Raw genomic sequence first — 20592 nt, 5'->3', positions numbered from 1 at the left:
CCTATCCTATATAGCGGCTCCCGGCGGCAACGACGGGACCGGATGGTAGCCAACGGCGGCGGAAACGCCAACATCGGCGATCACGATGGCAGCGTAGCTCAGTGGTAGAGCAGGGGAATCATAATCCCTTGGTCGGGGGTTCAAATCCCTCCGCTGCTACCATCGTTGCAGTCCTCCCGACTGCACTGGAAGCCCCGCCCAGGTAATCCTGGGCGGGGCTTATCAGTTTTTCGATCAGCCCGAACGTCTTGACTTGGGTCTGGCCCCGCCGCTCCCCGGGATGCACATCGACGCGAGCGATCAGAGCCCGGACGGCGTTCATCGCTTCCTGCCGCGTGACATCGTTCACGAAGGCGTCCTCGACCAGCGACTCGACCTGTTGCCGGTAGAGGTCAATCGTTGCCGTGGGGAACTCGACCACGCCGCCAGCCTTCGCCTCCATCCCGTGGATGGCGGCGAGTTCGGCCTCCGCCTCGGCCTTCTCCTCCTCGAGCGAGGCCAGCTTCTGGCGCATGGTCGCGCTCGCGACACCGTCCGCGATCGCGTCGACGATGTTGTCGATCTGCCGCGTGAGCTTCCCGAGGCGCGCGGCAATGTCCTCGCGCCCGCGTTGCCCCTCCTTCTCGAGGCGCCGACGCTCCTCGCCATAGACCTTCACGAAGAGGGCGACGGACGCGGACGATAGGAGGCGGCTCTTGATGCCGGCAATGACCCGCTCCTGAAGGTCGCCCACGCGGATCGTCCGGTTGTTCTCGCAGGTTCCCGACTCCCGGTACGTGGAGCAGGCGAGCTGGTCCTTGGACTTGACGGTGTAGGACCCGCCGCAGCAGCCGCAGCGGACCAGCCCGGAGAGGAGGTGCTTCGGCCGGCGGGCGTGCTCCGCTCCCCGCCGATTGGAGAAGCCGGCCTTGACCGCCTGCACCCGGTCCCACTGCTCGTCCGTCACGATGCGAAGTCCGGGAACTTCGGTAATCTTCCAGTCCTCGAGCTTGTTCAGCCGAGAAACACGCTTTCCGGTGTCGGGATCCTTGTCCATCCGCAATCGGTTGTAGATCAGGATCCCAATATACGCTTCATTGTAGAGAATGCCGTTCCGTCGAGCGGCGTTCCCGTTGATCGTCGACGCGTTCCATTTCCCGCCATCCGGCGAGGGAATGCCGCGGCTGTTCAGATCCTTCGCGATCGCCCGGGGGCTGAACCCCAAGGAGACCTTGTCGAATATCTCTCGAATGACAGCGGCCTGCCCCTCGTTCACGAGTCGCTTGCCGCGAACGAGCTTTCCCTTTTCATCGAATTCCCGCACTACGTCGTAGCCATAGCTCAGGCCGGCCGGAACCCTTCCCTCTTTCGCCCGCCCCTCCTGCCCGCGACGCACCTTGAAGGCGAGATCACGGAGGAACAGGGCATTCATGGTGCCCTTCATGCCGATGTGCAGTTCGGAAACGAGCCCTTCTTGCACCGTGTCGATGACGATGCTGCGATGCTTGAGCCGCTTGAAGATCGCAGCGATGTCTTCCTGATCGCGCGACAGGCGATCCAGCCCTTCGGTGATGACGGTGTCGAACAGATTAGCCTTCGCATCCTCGAGCAACTTCTGCGCCTGAGGACGCGTCCTCAGGTGCGAGCCGGAGATCGCGTAGTCGGAGTAGACGCCCACGATCGTTCCGCCCTGCCGCTCGGCATGCTGGCGACAGATACGGACCTGATCCTCGATCGACCGCTCATGCTGATTATCGGAGGAATAGCGTGCATAGATCGCGACTTTCATGCTGGTCCCGTCCTCTAAAACGCGTTTGTGTGTGCTGGATGAATGGCGTTGGGGAACTCGCAACGGGTCCGTTACTTTGACGCACCCGGCATTCGCGATCCCCCTTCCAAGGTCCTCAAGCACGGCGATGTGTGCGAGTGCCGGGATGGGTTCCTACTTGCAGCCGAGTTCCCGTTCCGCCTCGTGGCTGCCGCGCAGGTCGGCCGAGTCCCATCCCGCTTTCGCCTGCCCCTCCTGCCCACGACGCACTTTGATGGCGAGACGACGCAGGAGCAGCGGATTCATCGTGCCCGTGCTTCCGACATCCCATTCGGAAACGGCCCCCTCCTCCAACGTGTAGCTGGTGATGTTGTTATGGGTGAGGCTCTTGAAGATCGTCGCGATTCCCGCCGGATCACGCGACAGGCAGTCCAGCCCTTCGGTGATCACCGTGTCGAAGAGTCCGGTCTTCGCGTCTTCGAGCAACCTCTGGAGGCTGGGGCGCGTCTCCAGATGCAAGCCGGAGAACCCGTCATCGGAATAGGTGGCGACGATCATTCCGCCATGCCGCTCCACGTATTCCTGACACAGCCGGATCTGGACATCGGTCGACCGATCCTGCTGGGTGATGGAGGCGCGGCGGGCGTAGATTGCGGCTTTCATTGAGGGTTCGTCCTTTGCGAATGTAAGCGTTTTGTGATGGATGGCGCCGGTCGCGGCGCGCCAGCGTTGGAAGATCGCGTCGGGCTCGTCAGTCGACGTGCCCGCTCTTCGCCGCCAACTCCTGTTCGTGATCCTTGCGAGCGGCGCCACGCGCCAGCGCCCGGATAAGGTCTTCCAGAAGCTGCTCGGCCTTGGCGTTGGAGCTGTTGTCGTTGGACTCCTGCGGGGTCTCCGGAGTCGGTTGCTGATGGGAACGCGCGGCCGTCACGGAGCATTCCCCATCTCGAGGGCGGGATGGAAGGCCCCGGACCAACCGCTCCTGGGCGGAACGGAAGCGCATGGGCCCGACGTCCTCGGCCATGAGCGCAAGCCGCAGTGCGGGCGCGGAACGCTGTCAGTCGGCTCCGCGCCTCCGACCATCATGACCTTTCCCTGTCCGCGCATCCCGCACCCTGTTCAGCCGGAGGGCCGGACGAAATGTCCAGCTGCTGCCTCGGCTCGGGCCATTTGGGGCCGTCATTTTTCGGCATCCCCCGTACAGCGAAAAAAGTTCAAGACGTTTGAGCTGAAGCTTCTATTCGCCAGTCCAAGGACGTTCCAAACCCGTTCGGAATCTTGGGCCGTTGTTTTCTCTGACGGAGCTGGCGCCTGTAGATGTCCGGTCGATGACGTGGACGGTCGCTGCGGCAGGCTGATACTTCCGGTCAAGCCAACCCTCATGGGCTTCGCTCGCGTCCGGGTGGTTGCGGCCGATCTCCTGGGTCAGGAATGCCTGGACCGCTTCCGAATTCCTGCCAGCGAGTCGTTCCGACAACCACCTCCGGGTGGCAATGAGAAGAGCCCGCCATGCCTGGTCCAGGCGACGCCGATGGGCATCATGGTCATCACCCGGGAGCCGGCGAGAGTTCCACCAGTCCATCAGGGCGCCGGCGTAGGTCCTGAGGAGGGTCACGATGCTGTCGTCGGGAGCGGGGGACGGGATGAGCGCGGATGCCGCCGACGTCGTATGGCTCGGCGTCTGAGCCGTCAGGTCGTTGATCAACCGGGTGGTCAGCTTGGTGTTGTGCGCAGCACGCCGGCGAGCCTCCTCCATCTGCGAGACAGACGGTCGGTCCCAAGGCTGTCGGGCGCCGTAGTCCTCGCGCTCGAGCCGGTCAGGTACCGGGGGTGGGGATGGCCGGCGCCGGTCACGACTCGATAGCCCAAGGCGGTCCATGTGGTCCGCGGCCGGCATGTTGATCGGCATCGGCGGTTCGGTGCCCGCGCGGTTCCCGCTCCGGTCGACAGCCACGGGGGGATCGTCCCGCTCGGGAGCGGGATTCTTCCGCCGATCGGCAATCGGAGATCGTTGAGCGGATGTCTGCGACGGGAACTTCGCTCTGGCTGTTTCCTCCCGGGCCCTCTCCGCCTTCCTGCGCCGCAGGGGCGCCGCCCTGACATGATCGAGGCCCGATGGAACATCGGCGCTCGAGGTGGTTCCGGACCGCACATCCGGCGCGGCAGGCGGAACGGCGGCCGTTTCCGCCGCCGTCGGCAATGGAGAGGAAGCTGTAACGGGCCGGGCCGGCTCCATCAACGGACCGTCCACCTCTCCCTCCTCGGCGTCCGCGGTGCCGTGGAAGCCGAAGGCGGAGCTTGCCTCTGGAATCGACGCGTCCGCCCCCAGCCGGCAGATGACCGGCATCGGCAGTGCCGGTGCCGATATCACGGGGATCTCGTCGTCGAATTCGCTTGCCCAGTACGCCTCGGCCTCATCCTCCAGTGTCGGCGCCGGCGTGGCGGACGTCTCGAGTTCGGCCGGCGGGACTGTCGGCGCGCCAACGAACGGGTCGGCTTTGTTCGAGCGCAGCCCCTTACCCTGCTGATCGGTTCCTCCATGCCGGCTGCTGCGAAGCTCCTCGATACTCGGAAGCGCATCGATGACGGCCTCGAGGTCCCCGCGCACCCGCGCCGCCGTCCAAGCACCCCGCTCGCCGGTCCCCAGCAGGCGATGAAGCGCCCATGACTCGCCGCCGGTGTCGACGGCGAGCACCGTGTCGCGCCGGTCGCCGCGGGCGAGAACCAAGCCGGCCTCGGCCAAGGCGGCACGGCGCGCGTGCGGACCGTCAGCGGAGCGCCATGCCGCGACGACGATCTCTGCGGCGGCAGCCTTGCTGGAGCCGGAGCGGCTTTCCTGCTGCGCTTCGCTCTCCGAGCGTGCAGCGCGCGGACGCCGCCTCGTGGTCAATCCCCGTAGCTGATCGGCCTCGTCGCTGTAGCCGTTCTGCTCGAGATGGGCGACGACCGCCCGATTGTGGGCGCCTTTGGTCACAGGATGGCCGAAGCGCAACTCGCAGAGACGGGCGACGACCTCGTTGACGCGGTAGGAATGATTGAGCGGGATGGCTCGTCCATCCTGTCTGATCCTCAGGTAGACGCGGTGCCGATGACTTGGGCGTCCCGTCTCACCGGGTTTGGCATGCTCGACCTCGATGTAAGGCTGGCCGATGAGGACATGTTGCGATTCGTACAGGTCCCAGGCTTCCGCCCACTCCCCATCCGACAAGGGGTGGTGCGGCGAAAGGACTGCATGGATGAGGAAATCGCGGGCACGTGTGGGCGATACACGCCACTGCGCGTCGAACTGACGCAGGGCGCAACGGACGTCCAGGGCGATGACGCCACGTCCACCGACGATGCGCACCGCCTCGTTGGTGTCCGTCCGGGTAAGGTGGGCGGCGAGCCAACCGGAACCGCTGCGCTGGGACGTCTTGACGATCATGATGCGCCTTCCTCCCCGAGGATGGCGGCGACGATACGCTCGGACAGCCCCTGGACGACGGTCTCGGCCTTGGCGTAGCCGGCGCAGGCGGGGGCGACCGCGCCGGCGTTGGCCCTTGCCGCCAACTGGTTCAGCAGTGTGCGGATGTGCCGGATGTCGCCGAGAAGAGCAGTGAGGACAGGCAGCGCCGATTGGAGTTCGGGAGGCGCTTCGGGACGGCGCCGGGCAATCGCGGGGATCGTCTGGCCGGCGTCGGTCAGGACGACGGCGCGGGCATACTGCGCCGGCGACCAGCCGCGGGCTTCGCCGCTGCGGGCAACCGCCGCGTATTCGTCCGGCGTCAGACGATAGGTGATCTGGCGGGTCCGGACGCGTGTTTCGCTGCCGGTTCCGATGGCGGGCGGGTGACGTGTCGTCTTCGGCATCTGACCTTCCTCGAGAGTCCGGGGAGGTGGGCCTCTCCGTCGGGTGGGTCCATGGGAGGGCTGGCCCTCCCTGGCGGGGTCCACGGGGCGCGGAGCCCCTGGCCGGCTTGCGCGGTTGAAGCTCCCTGGGGAGCGAAAACCGCGCATGGCTGGCCGTCGGCCCCGAGGGGGCCAAGACGATCGGGAGATGGCAGCGGACGGCGGCGACGCAACGGAGTGAACGACGGTTGGGAGGAGAGAAAGAACGGCGACGGCGGTCGCCGCCGTTCAGCGCGTCAGGTGGGGGGGACCGGCGACGTCGGCGGGCTGGATGGCCCCTCGTTAATCGCAGACGGCGTGGTCAGCACCAGATCAGTGAAGGGCAACGGTTGATCAGCAGACGTCGTTTCCTCACTCGCTGGCGTTGGATCGGCGTCTTTCACCATGTGGCCGGCGCCCGTCGCCTTACCACCGGAGTGTTTCGGCGAACGAGCGTCATTCCGAGAAGGCGCCGACGCCTTGGGCACGGCGGTGTGGGGCGCCACAGTCAGACGGTCGACGACCTGCTCCAGCGCCTTGGCCCGCCCGATGGCCTCGGCGCCGGCAGCGGCGGCGGCCGACAGCTCGGCAATACGGGACTCGGAGGCTTGGGCGGCGGCTTCCAACGCAGGAACGCGGGCGGCGATCCTGCTCAGTTCCTCGTGTTGACGCTCGGCACGGCCGGCGGCCTCCCGAAGTTCCTCGACGCGGCCCTCAACCGTGCGAATCTCGGCCATCCGCTGTTCGAGGTCGGCCTCCAACGCGGGAACGCGCGCTGCCGCCGCCGTCAGCTCGCGAATGCGGTCGATGGCGCGATCGGCAATGGCGCGCAGGTCATCGAGATCGTCGGACGTCTCGAGATCGACGGCTGCCAGCAGGGTGGCGACGATCTCCTGCAGTGCCTCGACCTCACTGGCAGCGATGGTGAAGTCCGCTTCGGCCTGTTTCCGGCTTTTCTCCCAGCCCTGCCGCAGCGTCTCGGCTTCGGCTCGCACGGCGGCGACGGCGGCGCCTCGAGCCGCCGCTTCCGCCTCGAGAAGCTGCATAGCCCGTTCCCGCTCGGCGGCGATCGTCGTGGTCAGGATGTGGGCGAAGGTCCGGGTCAACCCGTCCGAGGCTTCCCGCCATTCGAGCGGCAGTTCGACCGGCGCATCGTCCGAAGGCGGCGCGGACGACGGCACGGAGGGCGTCGCCGACGGCAGCGAGGCGGCGGCGATCTCGTGCAGATGCCGGCAGACCGTCGTCTTCGATCCGCCGGTCCTTTGGAGAACCTGCTCGGCCGTGGGCTCCAACCCTTCGGCTCGGAGCGCATCATAGGCGGCTTGCACCGCCGCACGCGTGGCTTTTGTGGCAGACATGTGATCACCTCCCGTGTTGGTGGCATCGGAGATAGGGGCGGCGGAAGGGCGATCCACACGATGGAGGAACCGGTACGGTACGGCCTGGTCGTGCCCCACGGGGTGGTGTAGGAGCTGTGGGGAACCGGCCCGCCGTAGCGCCCTCCGATGGCTGGCGTAGGCGGGCCGGTTATCCATAGCGGGGCGGTCATCGCGGTTCTTCGATAGAGTCTGGTCACCACACCTCAACCCGACCGAAGGGTGACCACGATGACCGACGAGATGATGGCGCTTCGCGCGATGCTTGAGAAGGGCGCGGATGCCGATGTTCTGCGCGAGATGATCGGCTTTGCTGCCGAGCGGCTGATGGAGTTGGAGGTGCAGGGCCTGACCGGCGCCGGTCATGGCGAACGGTCGGCCGAGCGACTGGTTCAGCGCAACGGCTATCGCGATCGCGACTGGGAAACCCGAGCCGGCACCGTCGAGCTGCGCATTCCCAAACTGCGCAAGGGCTCCTACTTCCCCGGCTTTCTGGAGCCGCGGCGGATGGCTGAGAAGGCGCTGACGGCGGTGATCCAGGAGGCCTACATCCAGGGCATCTCGACGCGCTCGGTGGACGATCTGGTCCAGGCCATGGGAATGTCTGGCATCTCCAAGAGCCAGGTCAGTCGGTTGTGCGCCGAGATCGACGAGCGGGTTAAGACCTTTCTCGGCCGTCCCATCGAGGGCGACTGGCCCTACCTGTGGCTGGATGCCACCTACGTGAAGGTGCGCCAGAACGGACGCATCGTTTCGGTCGCCGTGACCATCGCGGTGGCGGTCAACACCGACGGCCGGCGCGAGGTGCTGGGCATGGACATCGGCCCGTCCGAGGCGGAAACCTTCTGGATCGAGTTCCTACGCAAGCTCAAGCGCCGTGGTCTGAGCGGCGTCAAGCTGGTGATCTCCGACGCCCATGGCGGCATCAAGGCCGCCGTCACCCGGGTCTTCCAGGCGACGTGGCAAAGGTGCCGGGTCCATTTCTCCAGGACAGCGCTCGCCCACGCCGGCAAGAGCGGACGCCGTGTCGTGGCGGCCTTCATCGCCACGGCCTTCGCCCAGGACGATGCGGCATCTGCTCGCACGCAGTGGCGGCAAGTGGCCGATCAGGTCCGGGCCAAGCTGCCGAAGCTGGCCACCCTGATGGACGAGGCGGAAGAAGACGTCCTGGCCTACATGACCTTTCCCAGGGAGCATCGGGCCAAGCTCCACTCGACAAACCCGATTGAACGTCTCAACGGCGAGATCAAGCGGCGCACCGAGGTTGTCGGCATATTTCCCAACGAGGAAGCGATTACGAGGCTCATCGGCGCCATCCTCTTGGAGCAAAACGATGAATGGGCCGTTCAGCGGGCACGCTACATGACGCTGGAAACCATCGCCCCGCTCGGCGATGATCCCATCGTCAGCCTGCCCGCTGTGGCCGCCTGACCATCCGGCCAGACCGGCCGGAGAACCTGATGAGCGACCCAGATCCTACACCACTCCTCGGGGCATGATCCCCCACTCGCGTAGAGTCTAGCCCATGACTCCGCCCGACCGAATCCCCCGCCGATGGCTGCTGCGCGCGCAGTTCGCGTGCGCGCTGGCCCTCGCCTCGCTCGGTCTCGCCTGGCTGGCGCTTCGGTCGGAGGGGATCCTGCTGCCAGCGCTCGCTGTGGCCCTGATGGGGCTGGCGTTGGCGGTCTATTTCAGGTCGTGGCGCTGACGCGACCCGTCAGAGCGGAAGGTCGACGTCGTCGCCGAGCGGCACGCCCAGCTTCGCGACGCCGTCGGCGAGGCCGCACACACTGGACGGTTTAATCACATCCTCGGCATCGTCGCCGGCATGCCGCTTGCCAATCGAACATGCTCGTTGTGGATGCTCACGGTCGGCGGATCGCGTTGCAGGTGATGAAGTTCGTCGTAAACAAACCGGCGACGGTGCTCGCGTCTGCTACGACATCAACATTTACCTGCAATGCGTCGCCGCCGCACTTGGGAGGCGGCCCATGCGGTCGCGTAAAACGGGAACAGGTCACTCGAGTTCTCATCTTTATTGTGTTTGAGGTCTGGGTTCGGGAGAACGACCGACTGTCGGACGGCTGGGTGTGTCCGCTGCGATGATCCGGCGATCCTGCGCCCACTCTGACCTAGCGTTGGCCTCGCTGACTGCCCGGGCGACACGAATCGCCCCTGGAAACTGTCGCGGTAGGCAAGCCCAAGGCGGTTGCTCCGTACGGAGTCACCGACTTCACGATGAGGAGAGCCCCGGACGGCGGGCTCGCCACAGGTTCTGTCTCCGGAATGATTGAGAGTCGTGATCAACCTCGCACGAGGTTCTTTGACCGGAGTCATTGAAAGGTCCCGCTCTCCGACGCAGCGCCTTGTGGGGAGGGAGCCGGTGTCTATTTCGGGGGCGCTCCGGCGTCGCCGGGGCCGAAATGCGGAGCGCCCGGGGTAGGACCCGGGCGCTCCATCGGTCGAAACGTGTTGCGCCACGTCCGGCTCGATCACACTCGTCGAGATAGGCCCATGCCTGTCGTCGACAAGCCCGGATGTGGCCCGAGGAGGGCACATGGGACGATCCGCGTTGCCGCGGTTCCCGCTCCGGGCGGGAAGACATGGCTGATCTCAGGGAATTCGAACGCGGCGGCGTCGCACCGCCCCTGCCGCACTACACCGTCGACAACCTGCTGGCGGCCGAGGCGCAGGCACTTTTGCGGCAGGAGGCTGCCACCTGGGCCGAGGCGGCTCTCGCCGGCCCATCCGGAGGTGTCCGGACAGTGATCGGGATCCGAGGTGCCGCCGGCCTGGGAAAATCGACGACCCTGCTCGAGGCCGTCCTGCCGCTGCTGCGCGCCGGCCTTCGGGTGACGTTCTTCGTCCCGCGCCTCAACCTCGGGGACGAGTTGGCCGGCAAGGCCATCGCCAATCTCGAGGCCGTCGCCGAGGCCGAGCGCAGGGATTCCGATCCGTTGGAGATCTGGGAGCCGCCGCCCCCCTGCCGCCCGTCGGCGTCCTGCGCGGACGGGAGGCGGTCGACGTCGCTGGCGCGGCGGTCTGCGGCCGGACCGCCCTAGTCAATGCGCTCCAAAGGAAAGGGCTGTCCGTCTACCGCAATCTGTGCGAGCGTTTTGCCGTTCAGGATGGTTCGCCGGTCGCCCTTCTCTGCCCTATGGCCCACCGCTGCGCCCACTACCAGCAGTCGAACGACGCCCGGCCGGGTCTGTTCTTCGCGCCGCACGCATACCTGACGACGCCGGCGCCCAGCGGGCAGCGGAAGCCGGACGCGGTCATCATCGACGAAAGTTGGTGGCAGGTCGCCATCAAGGAGCGCAGCATCACCCTCGAGGACTGGCTGGCCGACCGGGTCTGGCTGGGCGGCGCTCCCGTCGACGAAGACGACGTCACCCTCGGACTGGCCCGTGCCTGGCTCGTCAGGCGCGCCGGCCTCGTCCACCAGCTCATGCTCGCCGGCACAGCCCCGGCCGACTGGCCCGCCCACGGCCTGACGGCCGACGACTGCCGACGGGCCGCGCGGCTGGAGGGAGAGAGCGCCGCGCCGGCCATCGACCCGGCCATGGCGGACACCGCCATCGGCGCCGTCCTGGCGGCCCATACCCCCACGCCGGCCTCCCGCCTCGCCGGACTGTGGCGGGCCCTCGCCGTGGAGATCGAAACCGCACGCTCCGCGCTCCACTCCGTGACCCTGGGCAAGGCCGGTCCAGCTGACGCTCGCCGGACCGTCATCGCTTGGTTCAAGCGATCCGACCTGCGCGGCGTCCCGGCCGAGGCTCCGGTCCTGCTGCTGGACGCCTCGATGGACCCGGAGATCGTCCGTCTCTGGTTTCCGACCATCCGCATCGTCCGGCTGGACGTCGAGCGCAAGGCCTTCGTCGTCGGTCTGACCGACCGCGCGCTGGGGCGATCGTCCCTGGTGGAGTTCGGCGACGAGGACGGCGGCTCCGACGCGGGCCGGACGTTTGCCCGCAACAACCGTCTCGCCCTCGCCAACCTATTCGAGGTCGTCAGTGCGACCGCCGGGCCGACGCTGCTGGCAACCTACAAGGCCATCCTGCCGGCCCTGCGGGACCACCCGGACACCGCCGACACCGTCGCCCGTGCCATTTCCAAGAACCCTACCATCGCCAAGATTTCCCCTCTCGGGCATCTGGGTGGTCTGCGCGGCTCGGACGACTATCGTAACTACGCCGCCGTCATCGTCGCCGGCCGCCTGCAGCCGACGGTCCTCGCCGTCGAGAATCTGGCCCGAGCCCTGTTCTTCGACGCCGTCATGCCACTGGCATTCTTGGGCGCAAACCGTCTGCCGAAAGTGGGGCGCCGGCGCCGCATGCGGGACGGCTCCGAATCCGTCGCCCTGGTCGAAGCCCACACCGCCCCCCGCATTCAGGCTGTCCTCGAGCAGTGCCGGGAACGCGAGTTGGAGCAGGTGGTCGACCGCCTCCGCCTGATTCATCGGATCCGCCCTGCCCTGGTGATCGTCGCCTCCTCCGTGGTGTTGGACATCACGTACGACGCCGTCCTGCCATGGTCCGACCTGGTGCCGTCGCGCGCCGTGTCCGCCCTGGTGCGCGGGGGCGTTCTACCGGCGAACGCGAGCCTACGCGCCGCGGCGTTCCCGGATCTCTGGACCAGCGCCGAGGCCGCCAAGAAGGACGGTCAGCGAGCCGGCCAATTGGGGGACAATCCCCTGTGGAAGCTCATTCAGAGAGCTTTGTCCCCCAATTGCGGCACGGCGAAGCCTCTGGCGATAGACGCGACCTATCGGCGGGACGGCGTACGCGGTCTGCCGAGCGCCGCCAAGGCCCTCGCGGACCTGACGGACGATGAGATCAAGGCGGCACTTGAGGGACTCCACGGCGATGCCATCAAGGACCTGCGGGTGGTACGTCCGGTCGCGGCGGAAGCCGTCCCGGAGGGTGTGTCAGATGCAACCGCGGCGGGGCAGGACACAGACTCGCTCGCGGTCGGTGGGGTCGTCGTTCCCTTCCCGGACGCCATTCCGGGCGCCGCCAACACCGACGCGGGATGCAACTGCGGGCCATGCCCGCAACCGATGATAGCGCAGACTTATGTAGCACCCGCCACCGCCTGATCCTGCCGCGTCGCCGCCCTGCCAGCTACCCTGTCGCCCTGAAGCCGCACAGAAGGGGCATGGAGTATGGGCGAGCCGCACGTTGTCAGCGCCTTGCGGGAGAAGCGGGGCGAGATCTCCGGGGCAATCCTTGAGCTTGAGAAGCGGATGTCTCAGCACCGGGCCGACCTGGTGCACCTGGACGCCACCTTGCGCCTGTTCGCCCCGGAACTGGAGCCGGAGAGCATCGCGCCGAAGAAGCCGCCGGCGAGGCGCTCCCACTACTTCGCCAGCGGCGAGCTGGCGCGCCGCTGCCTGGAGGCGCTGCGCATGGCAGAGGGACGTGTCGTTGCCGCTGAGGAGATCGCCGTCGCCGCGCTGCGCGACAAAGGGCTCGATCCGGAAGACCGCAAGACCCGCTCCGACTTCATCCAGCGCGTCCTCAACACCCTGACCGCCCTGAAAGGCAAGGGCACGGTGGAGAAGATCGGCAATGGCCTGGGCGCCCGCTGGCGCCTTCCGGCCGAACCCGCCGATCACGCCGCGTGAGCGCGCTGCCAGTAGCCGCAGAAATCGACCGACGGGCCGGTCTTCGTCACCAGCCCGACCACGACGCGGAACTGCTCGCCGTTGCTGGTCCGGCGATGATCCTCTCGGAACGCGGCCTCATTGGCGTAGCGGTGCAGGTAGAGGCCCGAGATGTGATGATGGTGCCCGATCTCCCCGCGGCGGATGCGCGAGAAGAAAGATTCCGCCCCGTTGGTGCAGGCGCCGTCCTGGCTGTAGGCGTCCTGGTGGTTGATGCGGTGCATCGGGTAGCGGGCGTGCAGGTCGTTCCAGGCGCTGGACTCGTCCGCATGCACTTCGGTGCCCTTGGCGACGCGCGAGCGGATGAAGCTGCCGGCGGCGTCCTCGGACGGGAACACGCCGGTCAGGGTGCGGCCGTCGCGCTCGCGGATGGTGACGACACACCGGCGCTTGCCGGTCTGGTTGATGGCCAGCCGGCGGTCCTTGCGCTCCGCCTTGCGGTTCTCCGGGCGGACGTGGCCGCCGAAGTAGGCCCCATCGATCTCCGCCGCCTTGCCCGCGCCGCCGATGACGACACCGCGGCTCTCGGCCGCCATCGCTTCGCGGATCTTGTGGCCCAGCACGAACGCCGTCTTGTACTGGACGCCCAGGTCGCGCGACAGCGGCAGCGCGCCCTTGCCCTTCACCTCGTTGACGAAGATCACCACGGCGGCGAGGTACATCCGGAGCGCCAGCTTGTGGAAGGCGAACAGCGTGCCCGAGGTGAGGGAGAAGTCTTTGCGGCACCGCTTGCAGCGCCAGCGAGGCGCACCGCTCGGCCGGCGGCAGTCGTACACCGCATCACAATCGCACGCCGGGCACACGGGACGCCCGTTCGTCTCCGGCCAGCGGATCGCCGCGAACACCGTCTCGGCTTCCGTGTCCGACAGGCGCAGCACGGTCGCCAGCGACAGCGTGCGCGCCGCGGCGCTGAGAAGGAAGTGCTGGCTTTTGGTGCGACGGGGCATGGCGATCTCCGACACGGTGATTGCCCGAGTCTACCCGGCCACGACTCCGTTGTGAATCATCAAGTTCATGATTTGTGCTCACCCGCCGGTCATAGTGGCGGATGCTACATAAGTCCGTGATAGCGGCCGCATAGCCGCCCGTCGGGGCCCCCTTCACAGCCCCTCGCTCAGCCTGGTCGACGGAGCGGAGGGTGATCGCCTGGGCACCCTCGGCGTTTGGCCGGGGCTGACCCGACGCCACCCGCTGGATGCCCACGCCGGCGGGACTTGGGCATCGCATGGAGCGATCACACCGTCGGTCCAAGCCTCGCAGCGCGCGCCGCCATCACCTCGAATCGGCTTCAGGACGGCACCGTGGCGCCTTGGTCAGCCATCGTATGACACATGGCCCCGCCTCGGCCGCAACCAGTCCAGGGTTTCCGGCTCGCGCGAAGAGGCTGGCGGCGGAAATCGCCTCGGCCTTCCTCCGCGCCGCACTCGGAATCGTACCCCCCATCTGGAACGCCGACTACATCGGCGCCTGACTTCCTGCCTGCGCCTCCTACTGACCTCCTTCGGACGATGCCATGGTCCAGGCGCGGCGAAGGCGATCGCGGCTGGCCGCGCGCAGCTTCTGGAGGCCGGCGTCGCGGGCCATGGCCGTGATGGCATCCTCTCCCGTGATACCATCGTCCTTCACGGCCTTCGCGAGGGCCACCAGTTCCGGAAGAGCGATCTCATCGACGGGCCTCGCCTCATCCCCAGCCGGACGCCGGAAGGACGGCCAAACGTTCTGATCCGTGCCGGCGGGCCAGAAGAAGACGCCGACCTCCTCCTGACACATCGGGAAGCGCGCGCGGGCCAGGGTGATGACACGGTCGCGGATTTTGGGGCCTGTGCGAAGCCATCCGTGGGCGCGCGCGATCCGACGGGCGAGGACATCGTCGCGAACCGGCCCTTCCACGGCGATGACGTGAGCGATCATCTCCTGGAGCGCCGCAGCGTACTCCCGGTCAAAGAACGCATCCGGGGCGACGGTGCTCACCACCGACATCGGGGCGGCCTCGCGGAACCGGCCGTCCGCACCGGCGGGCGGTGCGTCGCCCGCGTTGCGGGCATAGGCCATGGACGGCTGCATCAGGTCCGCGCCCTGGAACAGATCGTCGGCCGGGCGATGCCCCGTGCCGGTGGAAGCTTTGTTGCGCTCCTCGTCCGCGTCAGGGGACGGCGCCACCCCCTCCGGCTCTTCCAAGGCGTCGGCGGCCGGCATGTCGTCGGTCAACACGGCGGCACCCAGCGCCGCTGCATCGAGCCGCAGCACCTCCTCGGCACGCCGCGCGCGGCTGGCCTCCAGCAAAGCCGACAAACGGGCATCGACCTTGTCCAGGGCGCCGTCGTGGTCGTGCCACCAGTCGGTGGACCAGATGCGGACGATCTCCCACCCCAGGCCGCGCAGCACCTGCTCGCGCAGCTTGTCGCGGTCGCGGGCGGTGGCGGAGCGGTGGTAGGTCGCGCCATCGCATTCGATGCCGGCGAGGAAACGTCCGGGGGCGTCCGGGTCGACCACGCCCAGATCGATCCGGAAGGATGAGACGCCGATCTGCGGGCGCACCTGCCACCCGCGCGCGGCGAGCGCTCGGGCCACGGCGTGCTCGAAGGGACTCTCGTGCTCACCGACGCTGCCGTGGACGGCCTCCGCCAGCGCCCGCGGGCCGCGCTCGGCGAACTCGAGGAAGTGCTTGAGGTCCCGGACACCGAGCGCCGCCGTGCGCGACAGGTCGAACTGCTCCGGCCGCAGGCTGGAGAAGACCCGCAGTTCCTGCCGGGCGCGGGTGACGGCGACGTTCAGGCGCCGCTCGCCGCCGTCCCGGTTCATCGGGCCGAAGTTCATCGACACCGCCCCGGTCAGGGTGGGGCCGTAGGTGAGGGAGAAGTACATGACGTCGCGCTCGTCGCCCTGGACGCTCTCGAGATTCTTCACGAACACCGGCTCGACCGCGTCCTCGGCGAAATGCGGCTCGATCTCGGGGGTCTTCCGCCGTTCCTCGTCCAGCAGATCCTCGATCAGGCGCTGCTGTTCGCTGTTGAAGGTCACCACACCGACCGTCAGGCCGGCGGCCCGGAAGGCCGGTTCCTTCAGCCGCTCGACCAGATGGGCGACGAGCGCCCGCGCTTCCGGCTTGTTGATGCGGGCGCCGCCCTTCTCGTAGACGCCGTCGGCGACGGGATGCAGGCTGACGGCCCGGTCGTCGGTGACCGGCGACGGGAAGGTGACCAGCCCGCCCTCGTAGTAGCGGTGGTTGGAGAAGGCGATCAGGCTTTCGTGGCGGCTGCGGTAGTGCCAGTTCAGGCTGCGGGCCGGAAGGTTGGCGCCCAGGCACTCGTCGAGGATGCTTTCCAGGTCGCCTTCCACGTCGCCCGCGTCGTCGTCCTCGCCGGCCTCCGCACGGTCGAAGAAGGCGGTCGGCGGAAGCTGCTTCGGATCCCCGACCATGACGACCTGCCGGCCGCGCGCCATCGCGCCGATCGCGTCCCACACCGGGATCTGCGAGGCCTCGTCGAACACCACGACGTCGAACGGCGCGGTCTCGGCGGCCAGGAACTGCGCGATCGACAGCGGGCTCATCAGCAGGCAGGGCGCCAGCTTCGTCACCGCCGTCGGCAGCTTGCCGATCAGTTCGCGCAAGGGCATGTGGGCGCGCTTCTTCTGCATCTCGCGGCGCAGGACGCCCCATTCCGAACTCTTGCCGACGCTGTCCTGGTCCGGCAGGCCGGCGCAGAGCCCGGCCCGGATGTGGGCGCGGGTCAGGTCGGTGAAGCGTTCGTCGAGGGCGCGGAAGTCAGCGATGCGCTTCTCGTGCTCGGCGGAGACGAAGGAGCGCAGCACTGCGTCGTCATCGACCACGCCGTCGAGCCACCAGCGGCAGTAGCCCGTCTCGAAGGCGTCCCGCAGGTCCTCGACGGCGACGCGCCCCTGCTCCAGGGCATCGACCAGCGGCGCCAGCCCGTGCATCAGCGCGTCGTCCCGCGTCCGACGCCACGCGCACCAGCCGTGGAGCTTCGGCTCCAGCGGCGGAATCCCTCGGGCGGCGGCCGCGACGCGGCTCGGTGTCTCGCCGACGATGGCGTCGATCTGGGATTCGCCGGAGCCGGACAGCCCGGCGAAGGTCTGGAACGCGGCGTCGTACCCATCCAGCGCCTCGCGGAAGGCTTGCCCAGCCGTCTCGACGGGGCCGCCCGCAGCCAGCAAGGCGTTGCCATCGCCGATCAGACGGTCCAACGGCGCCTTGACGGACGCAAGCTCGTCCGGCGTCGATGCAAGCCGCCCGATGACGGACGAGAGCGCGGCCTGGAAGATCAACGCCACCTCGACGTCCGGTACGCGCGTCCGCAGGCCGTTCCAGAGTCCGCCCGTGATCGTGCGAAGATCGTCGAACTCCTCGATCTCCCCTTCCAGCGCGCGAAGGTCGCGCAGGTGTTGGAGAGCGGCAGCCGGCGCCGCGCCGCAGCGGCCTTCGGAGACCGGGCCGAGGCCGCTCTCGCTCCAGGGCGCCGCCGCCAGCGCCGCCGGCAGCACCGCCTGGAAGGCAAGCAGGGACTGCACGGCCTCGACGTCGGTGTCCAGGCCGACCCAGACCGGCCCGGCTTCCGCGACGGCGGGCGCCAGCGCCTCGAGGTCGCGGGTAACGGCCCGCAGCGCAGTGAGCCGGTCCAGATCGGCGGCAACGTCGGGTTCGCGGCTGCCGTCCGACGCCGCCATCAGGAGTTTGACGACCGCCTTCGACCGCATGCCGCGCAGCGGCCACATCGACTGCTGGGCCTTGGCCCAGTCCGCCTTGAGGCCGTCCACGTCGAGCGTCGCGGCCGCCGCGCCGTAGGCGATAGACAGTTGGCTGGTGAGCTCCCGGTGCTTCGCCAGCAGCCCGAGTCCCCGGCCCAGCGCCTGCATGACGCTCTCCGAAAGCGGAGGCGACAGCGCGTCGAGTAGCGCTCGCCGGGCTGCGAGACGGCCCAGCCCCTCCCGCAGACGGTCGGCGAGGCGCCCCGCATCGGGCCGCAGGACGAAGCGCCAGTCGCGCCCGGCGGCCTGCGGCAGAACGCGGGCAAGCTCGCCCAGGAGGGCGCGCGTCCTGCGGTCCAGGGGAGGGCCGGGCAGTCCGGTGGCGCGGAGGAAGGAATCCCCACGATCCGTCAGCGCGTCGCCGGCCTCCGCCAGATCCCGGGCCGCGCCGATCAGGCCGTGGCGCCAGTGGGAGGAGAACTCCGCATGGGTCACCAGCCGCAACGGGCTGTCGGTGATCGAGCCGACCTCGCGCGCGTGAAGGGCCAGCCGGTCGGCCAATTCCAGCAGGGCGTCGAGCGCGGCGTCGTCATGGGTGTCGACGGACGGCCAGGACAGCCCCAGCGGCGGGCGGTGCCGCCCGGCGACGACACGGCCGATGGCGGCGTGCACGGTCAGACCGTTGCGGTGCCGGTGATGCAGCCGCTCGACGAAGCCGTTGAGCTGATCGCGCATGGCCTTCAGCCGCTGGGCCTCCTTGCGCCATGTGTCGGCGTCGGTGTCGCCCTTGGCCTCCCAGGCGCGACGGAGCTGGTCCAGCACGTCGAGCTTGCGCGACTTGCTGGAGTGCAGCTCCAGGCAGAACTCGCCGAGACCGACCTCGCGTAAGCGCCGGTACACCACGTCGAGCGCCGCGATCTTCTCCGACACGAACAGGATCGACTTCCGCTCCGCCAGGAACTGGGCGATGAGGTTGGCGATGGTCTGGCTCTTGCCGGTGCCGGGCGGCCCGACCAGGACGAAGCTCTTGCCGCGCGCCGCCGCCATCACCGCCGCGAGTTGCGAGGAATCGGCGGGAAGCGGGCAGAAGGTGTGCTCCGGCCCGTGGGTCGCGTCCAGCGCACGCGGGTTCGGGAAGGCCACATCGCTGGGGAACGGATCGCGGGGCGTCTCGATCAGGTGCCGAACGACCGGGTTCTGCTTCAGCTGCTCGGTCCGATCGACCAGATCCTTCCACATCAGGTGCTTGGCGAAGGAGAAGGTGGCGAGCACCACGTCCTCCGCCACCTCCCATCCGGGGATGTCCTTCACCGCTTGGCGGACGGACTTCCAGATGCCGGCGATGTCCAGCCCGCTGTCGTCGCGCGGCAGATCCCCTTCCGCGACCGGGATGGTCAGGGCGAAGTCCTGGCGCAGCATCTGGAGCAGCGTCGGGTTGAAGCGGGGTTCGTCGTCGTGGAGGACAAGGCTGAAGCCCGACCGCACGCTCTTGCGCTGGAGAGTGACGGGAATGAGGATCAGCGGCGCCCGGTGGCGCTTCGCGTCCTTGGCGTCGCGCGTCCAGGACAGGAAGCCGAGCGCCAGGAACAGGGTGTTCGCCCCGCCCTCCTGCATCGCGGCGCGGGCGGTGCGGTACAGCTCCGTCAGCCGCGCGTCGAGTTCCTCCCCTTTCAACCCGACCAGCACCTCGTTGCGGCCGAGCGCCTCCAGCGCGTGCTGGCGGTGCAGATCCTCGAGGGTGCGCCCCTCGTGGATCGCCTGGCTGCGCGGGTCGCTGCCATCCATCAGCGCCGGCCGGGGCAGCAGGCGCAGCGTCCGGCCTTCCGCGAGAAGGTCCTCCAGCAGGCCGGGGTCCGGAGCGTCGCAGACCAAGGCACGCTTCCCGGCGCGGAAGTTCAGCAGGGTGTTGCGCAGCGACAGGTCCAGCAGCTTGCGCTGCCAGCGTTCCAGACGGTCCTTGGGCGAGGTCGGCCCCGCATCCGCCGCCCCCCCGTCCGCCACGTCATCAAGGTCGTCGGGAAGGTCAGCCGGTGCTTCCGCGAACAGCGGCTCGGACGTCTCGGCGGTCACGTCGGCGTGCTCCGCCGCCACCATGGACTCGGCGCTGGCCAGCGGCCGGATACGTTGCAGGCGGGCGCGGCGGACGTCCACGGCCAGTTCGAACGCGTCCGCGGCCTCCCCTTCGATCTGGCGGAAGGCATGATCGATGGCGACGGCGAAGGACGGGCATGGACGCTGGGTCGCCAGCGTCGTTTCGAACAGCGCCAGTTCCTTCAGCTTCGCCCGCTTGCGCAGCGCCGTCACATCATCGACCACCGGCGTGGTGAACTCCTCGCGCCGCAGCCAGACGCCGGCGAAGGCGTGGCCGCGCGTGAAGACGATCAGCGGGTTCAACCCGCAATGCTCCAGCGCCGCAGCGAAGAGAAGGGTGGAATCCAGACAGGTGGCTAGTCCGGCGTCCAGAATCTGCGAGGGCCCACGCACCTTCTGCCCGGCATGCTCGAAGCTGGGCGGCGGCAGGGCGTAGTCAAGGCCCAGTGCACCGACCGCGCCCCAGACAGCGGCGGCCAGTTCCCAGGTCCGTTTCGGCCCGCCATCATAGCCATTCAGCGACCCGCTCTTACCGTTCTGGCGCAGGATTTCGGCGGCCTTCTTCAGCACACGTTCGACAGCCGGGTCGTTCGGCTGGACGAAGGCAGCGATCATCTCGGGAACGTTGCCGACGCCGCCCCACTGGTTGCGCGCCAGCAGTTCGAGCGACCGTTCGCTCCGGGCCAGGGGCATGTCGGCGCTCCCGCTCCTCGAGGCTGTGATGGTGACGGTCGCGCTCTCCGCCTCCGTCAGCCGCCCGAGCATGGCGCCGTCCAGCATAAGGTCGAGCTTCGGCACATGATAGCGCTGTCCGGCGGGAACGGCGTCGATGTGCCAAGTCTTCGGGGCCAGGAAGGCGGGGTCCGAAGTCAGGGTCAGTTCGACCGCCTCCAGCGGAGCGTCGCCGTCGTTGACCAGCACCAGCTCACGCAGTACCGGGACCGCGTTCTGATAGAAGGCGAGGTTCAGACGTGGCGTCAACGTCGCCTCAATGCGGATGGGCGGAGGCGCCTCCGTCGGCGCCCGATCCACCACGACATCCAGCACCGCTTCGTTGTTGTCGCTCATGATAATCGCCGCCCCAGCCTGAAAGATCACGTTTGATGTTTCTTTAGCGCGAGGCCAAAGCATATCACACA

Annotated in this window: 13 protein-coding genes, 1 tRNA gene and 1 pseudogene; 7 read left to right on the top strand and 8 right to left on the bottom strand. The window is 68.1% G+C overall.

What is annotated here, in order from left to right; translation table 11 throughout:
* Positions 1–87: 87 nt before the first annotated feature.
* Together AL072_RS08765 and AL072_RS35535 are read left to right on the top strand one after the other, a co-directional pair.
* Positions 88–162: transfer RNA gene (locus AL072_RS08765), tRNA-Met, on the top strand.
* 118 nt (positions 163–280) lie between these two features.
* The gene (locus tag AL072_RS35535) at positions 281–685 is read left to right on the top strand and encodes a hypothetical protein (RefSeq protein WP_052709895.1); all 405 of its coding nucleotides are present in this window, start codon (positions 281–283) and stop codon (positions 683–685) included.
* 72 nt (positions 686–757) lie between these two features.
* On the opposite strand, the pseudogene AL072_RS35530 reads toward AL072_RS35535, so the two are convergent.
* From AL072_RS35530 to AL072_RS08730, 6 genes and pseudogenes are all read right to left on the bottom strand, one after another.
* Positions 758–1768: pseudogene (locus AL072_RS35530) on the bottom strand (recombinase family protein); the annotation flags it as partial.
* A 153-nt stretch (positions 1769–1921) separates the two neighbouring features.
* Complete coding sequence (locus tag AL072_RS08750) at positions 1922–2410, bottom strand: recombinase family protein (RefSeq protein WP_052709897.1); 489 nt, start codon at positions 2408–2410, stop codon at positions 1922–1924.
* A gap of 88 nt (positions 2411–2498) precedes the next feature.
* Positions 2499–2678 carry a hypothetical protein gene (locus AL072_RS08745; protein ID WP_144428179.1) on the bottom strand — a complete coding sequence of 60 codons (180 nt, stop codon included), beginning with the start codon at positions 2676–2678 and terminating at the stop codon, positions 2499–2501.
* Between the two features lie 306 nt (positions 2679–2984).
* Positions 2985–5171, bottom strand: coding sequence for a hypothetical protein (locus tag AL072_RS08740; RefSeq protein ID WP_045580658.1), 2187 nt, complete (start codon positions 5169–5171; stop codon positions 2985–2987).
* Positions 5168–5596, bottom strand: coding sequence for a plasmid mobilization protein (locus tag AL072_RS08735; protein ID WP_045580659.1), 429 nt, complete (start codon positions 5594–5596; stop codon positions 5168–5170). Before AL072_RS08735 ends, AL072_RS08740 begins: the two co-directional genes overlap by 4 nt.
* A 275-nt stretch (positions 5597–5871) precedes the next feature.
* A complete protein-coding gene (locus tag AL072_RS08730) occupies positions 5872–6972 on the bottom strand; it encodes a DNA-binding protein (RefSeq protein WP_045580660.1) in 1101 nt (366 codons plus the stop codon).
* 249 nt (positions 6973–7221) lie between these two features.
* Here AL072_RS08730 and AL072_RS08725 point away from each other — a divergent pair, with 249 nt between their 5' ends.
* The 5 genes from AL072_RS08725 (at position 7222) to AL072_RS08705 (ending at position 12616) form a co-directional block, all read left to right on the top strand.
* On the top strand, positions 7222–8421 hold the full coding sequence (locus AL072_RS08725) for an IS256 family transposase (RefSeq protein WP_045580661.1): 1200 nt from the start codon (positions 7222–7224) through the stop codon (positions 8419–8421).
* Positions 8422–8515: 94 nt separating this feature from the next.
* Positions 8516–8698: a hypothetical protein gene (locus AL072_RS08720; RefSeq protein ID WP_045580662.1), complete on the top strand. Its 183-nt coding sequence runs from the start codon at positions 8516–8518 to the stop codon at positions 8696–8698.
* 895 nt (positions 8699–9593) lie between these two features.
* A complete protein-coding gene (locus tag AL072_RS35285) occupies positions 9594–10052 on the top strand; it encodes a hypothetical protein (protein WP_045580663.1) in 459 nt (152 codons plus the stop codon).
* Positions 10053–10147: 95 nt separating this feature from the next.
* The gene (locus AL072_RS08710) at positions 10148–12088 is read left to right on the top strand and encodes a hypothetical protein (protein WP_045580664.1); all 1941 of its coding nucleotides are present in this window, start codon (positions 10148–10150) and stop codon (positions 12086–12088) included.
* Positions 12089–12154: 66 nt separating this feature from the next.
* Entirely contained in the window at positions 12155–12616 is a 462-nt protein-coding gene (locus AL072_RS08705; protein ID WP_052709885.1) for a hypothetical protein, read from the top strand.
* On the opposite strand, the gene AL072_RS08700 is transcribed toward AL072_RS08705, so the two are convergent.
* Together AL072_RS08700 and AL072_RS08695 are read right to left on the bottom strand one after the other, a co-directional pair.
* Positions 12604–13602: an IS1595 family transposase gene (locus AL072_RS08700; RefSeq protein WP_045580516.1), complete on the bottom strand. Its 999-nt coding sequence runs from the start codon at positions 13600–13602 to the stop codon at positions 12604–12606. The two genes, AL072_RS08705 and AL072_RS08700, sit on opposite strands and share 13 nt — an antisense overlap.
* Positions 13603–14143: 541 nt before the next feature.
* Positions 14144–20521 (bottom strand): DUF3320 domain-containing protein, encoded by a 6378-nt coding sequence (locus tag AL072_RS08695; protein ID WP_082108815.1) that lies wholly within the window; start codon positions 20519–20521, stop codon positions 14144–14146.
* Positions 20522–20592 lie beyond the last annotated feature (71 nt).

Origin of the sequence: Azospirillum thiophilum, from assembly GCF_001305595.1 — a bacterium.
GTDB lineage: Bacteria > Pseudomonadota > Alphaproteobacteria > Azospirillales > Azospirillaceae > Azospirillum > Azospirillum thiophilum.
This window is presented reverse-complemented; position numbering and strand designations above follow the sequence as displayed.

Coding starts and splice junctions, on each gene's coding strand:
- AL072_RS35535 (WP_052709895.1), top strand. CDS start 281: ATGCACATCGACGCGAGCGATCAGAGCCCGGACGGCGTTCATCGCTTC.
- AL072_RS08750 (WP_052709897.1), bottom strand. CDS start 2,410: ATGAAAGCCGCAATCTACGCCCGCCGCGCCTCCATCACCCAGCAGGAT.
- AL072_RS08740 (WP_045580658.1), bottom strand. CDS start 5,171: ATGATCGTCAAGACGTCCCAGCGCAGCGGTTCCGGTTGGCTCGCCGCC.
- AL072_RS08735 (WP_045580659.1), bottom strand. CDS start 5,596: ATGCCGAAGACGACACGTCACCCGCCCGCCATCGGAACCGGCAGCGAA.
- AL072_RS08730 (WP_045580660.1), bottom strand. CDS start 6,972: ATGTCTGCCACAAAAGCCACGCGTGCGGCGGTGCAAGCCGCCTATGAT.
- AL072_RS08725 (WP_045580661.1), top strand. CDS start 7,222: ATGACCGACGAGATGATGGCGCTTCGCGCGATGCTTGAGAAGGGCGCG.
- AL072_RS08720 (WP_045580662.1), top strand. CDS start 8,516: ATGACTCCGCCCGACCGAATCCCCCGCCGATGGCTGCTGCGCGCGCAG.
- AL072_RS35285 (WP_045580663.1), top strand. CDS start 9,594: ATGGCTGATCTCAGGGAATTCGAACGCGGCGGCGTCGCACCGCCCCTG.
- AL072_RS08710 (WP_045580664.1), top strand. CDS start 10,148: ATGGCCCACCGCTGCGCCCACTACCAGCAGTCGAACGACGCCCGGCCG.
- AL072_RS08705 (WP_052709885.1), top strand. CDS start 12,155: ATGGGCGAGCCGCACGTTGTCAGCGCCTTGCGGGAGAAGCGGGGCGAG.
- AL072_RS08700 (WP_045580516.1), bottom strand. CDS start 13,602: ATGCCCCGTCGCACCAAAAGCCAGCACTTCCTTCTCAGCGCCGCGGCG.
- AL072_RS08695 (WP_082108815.1), bottom strand. CDS start 20,521: ATGAGCGACAACAACGAAGCGGTGCTGGATGTCGTGGTGGATCGGGCG.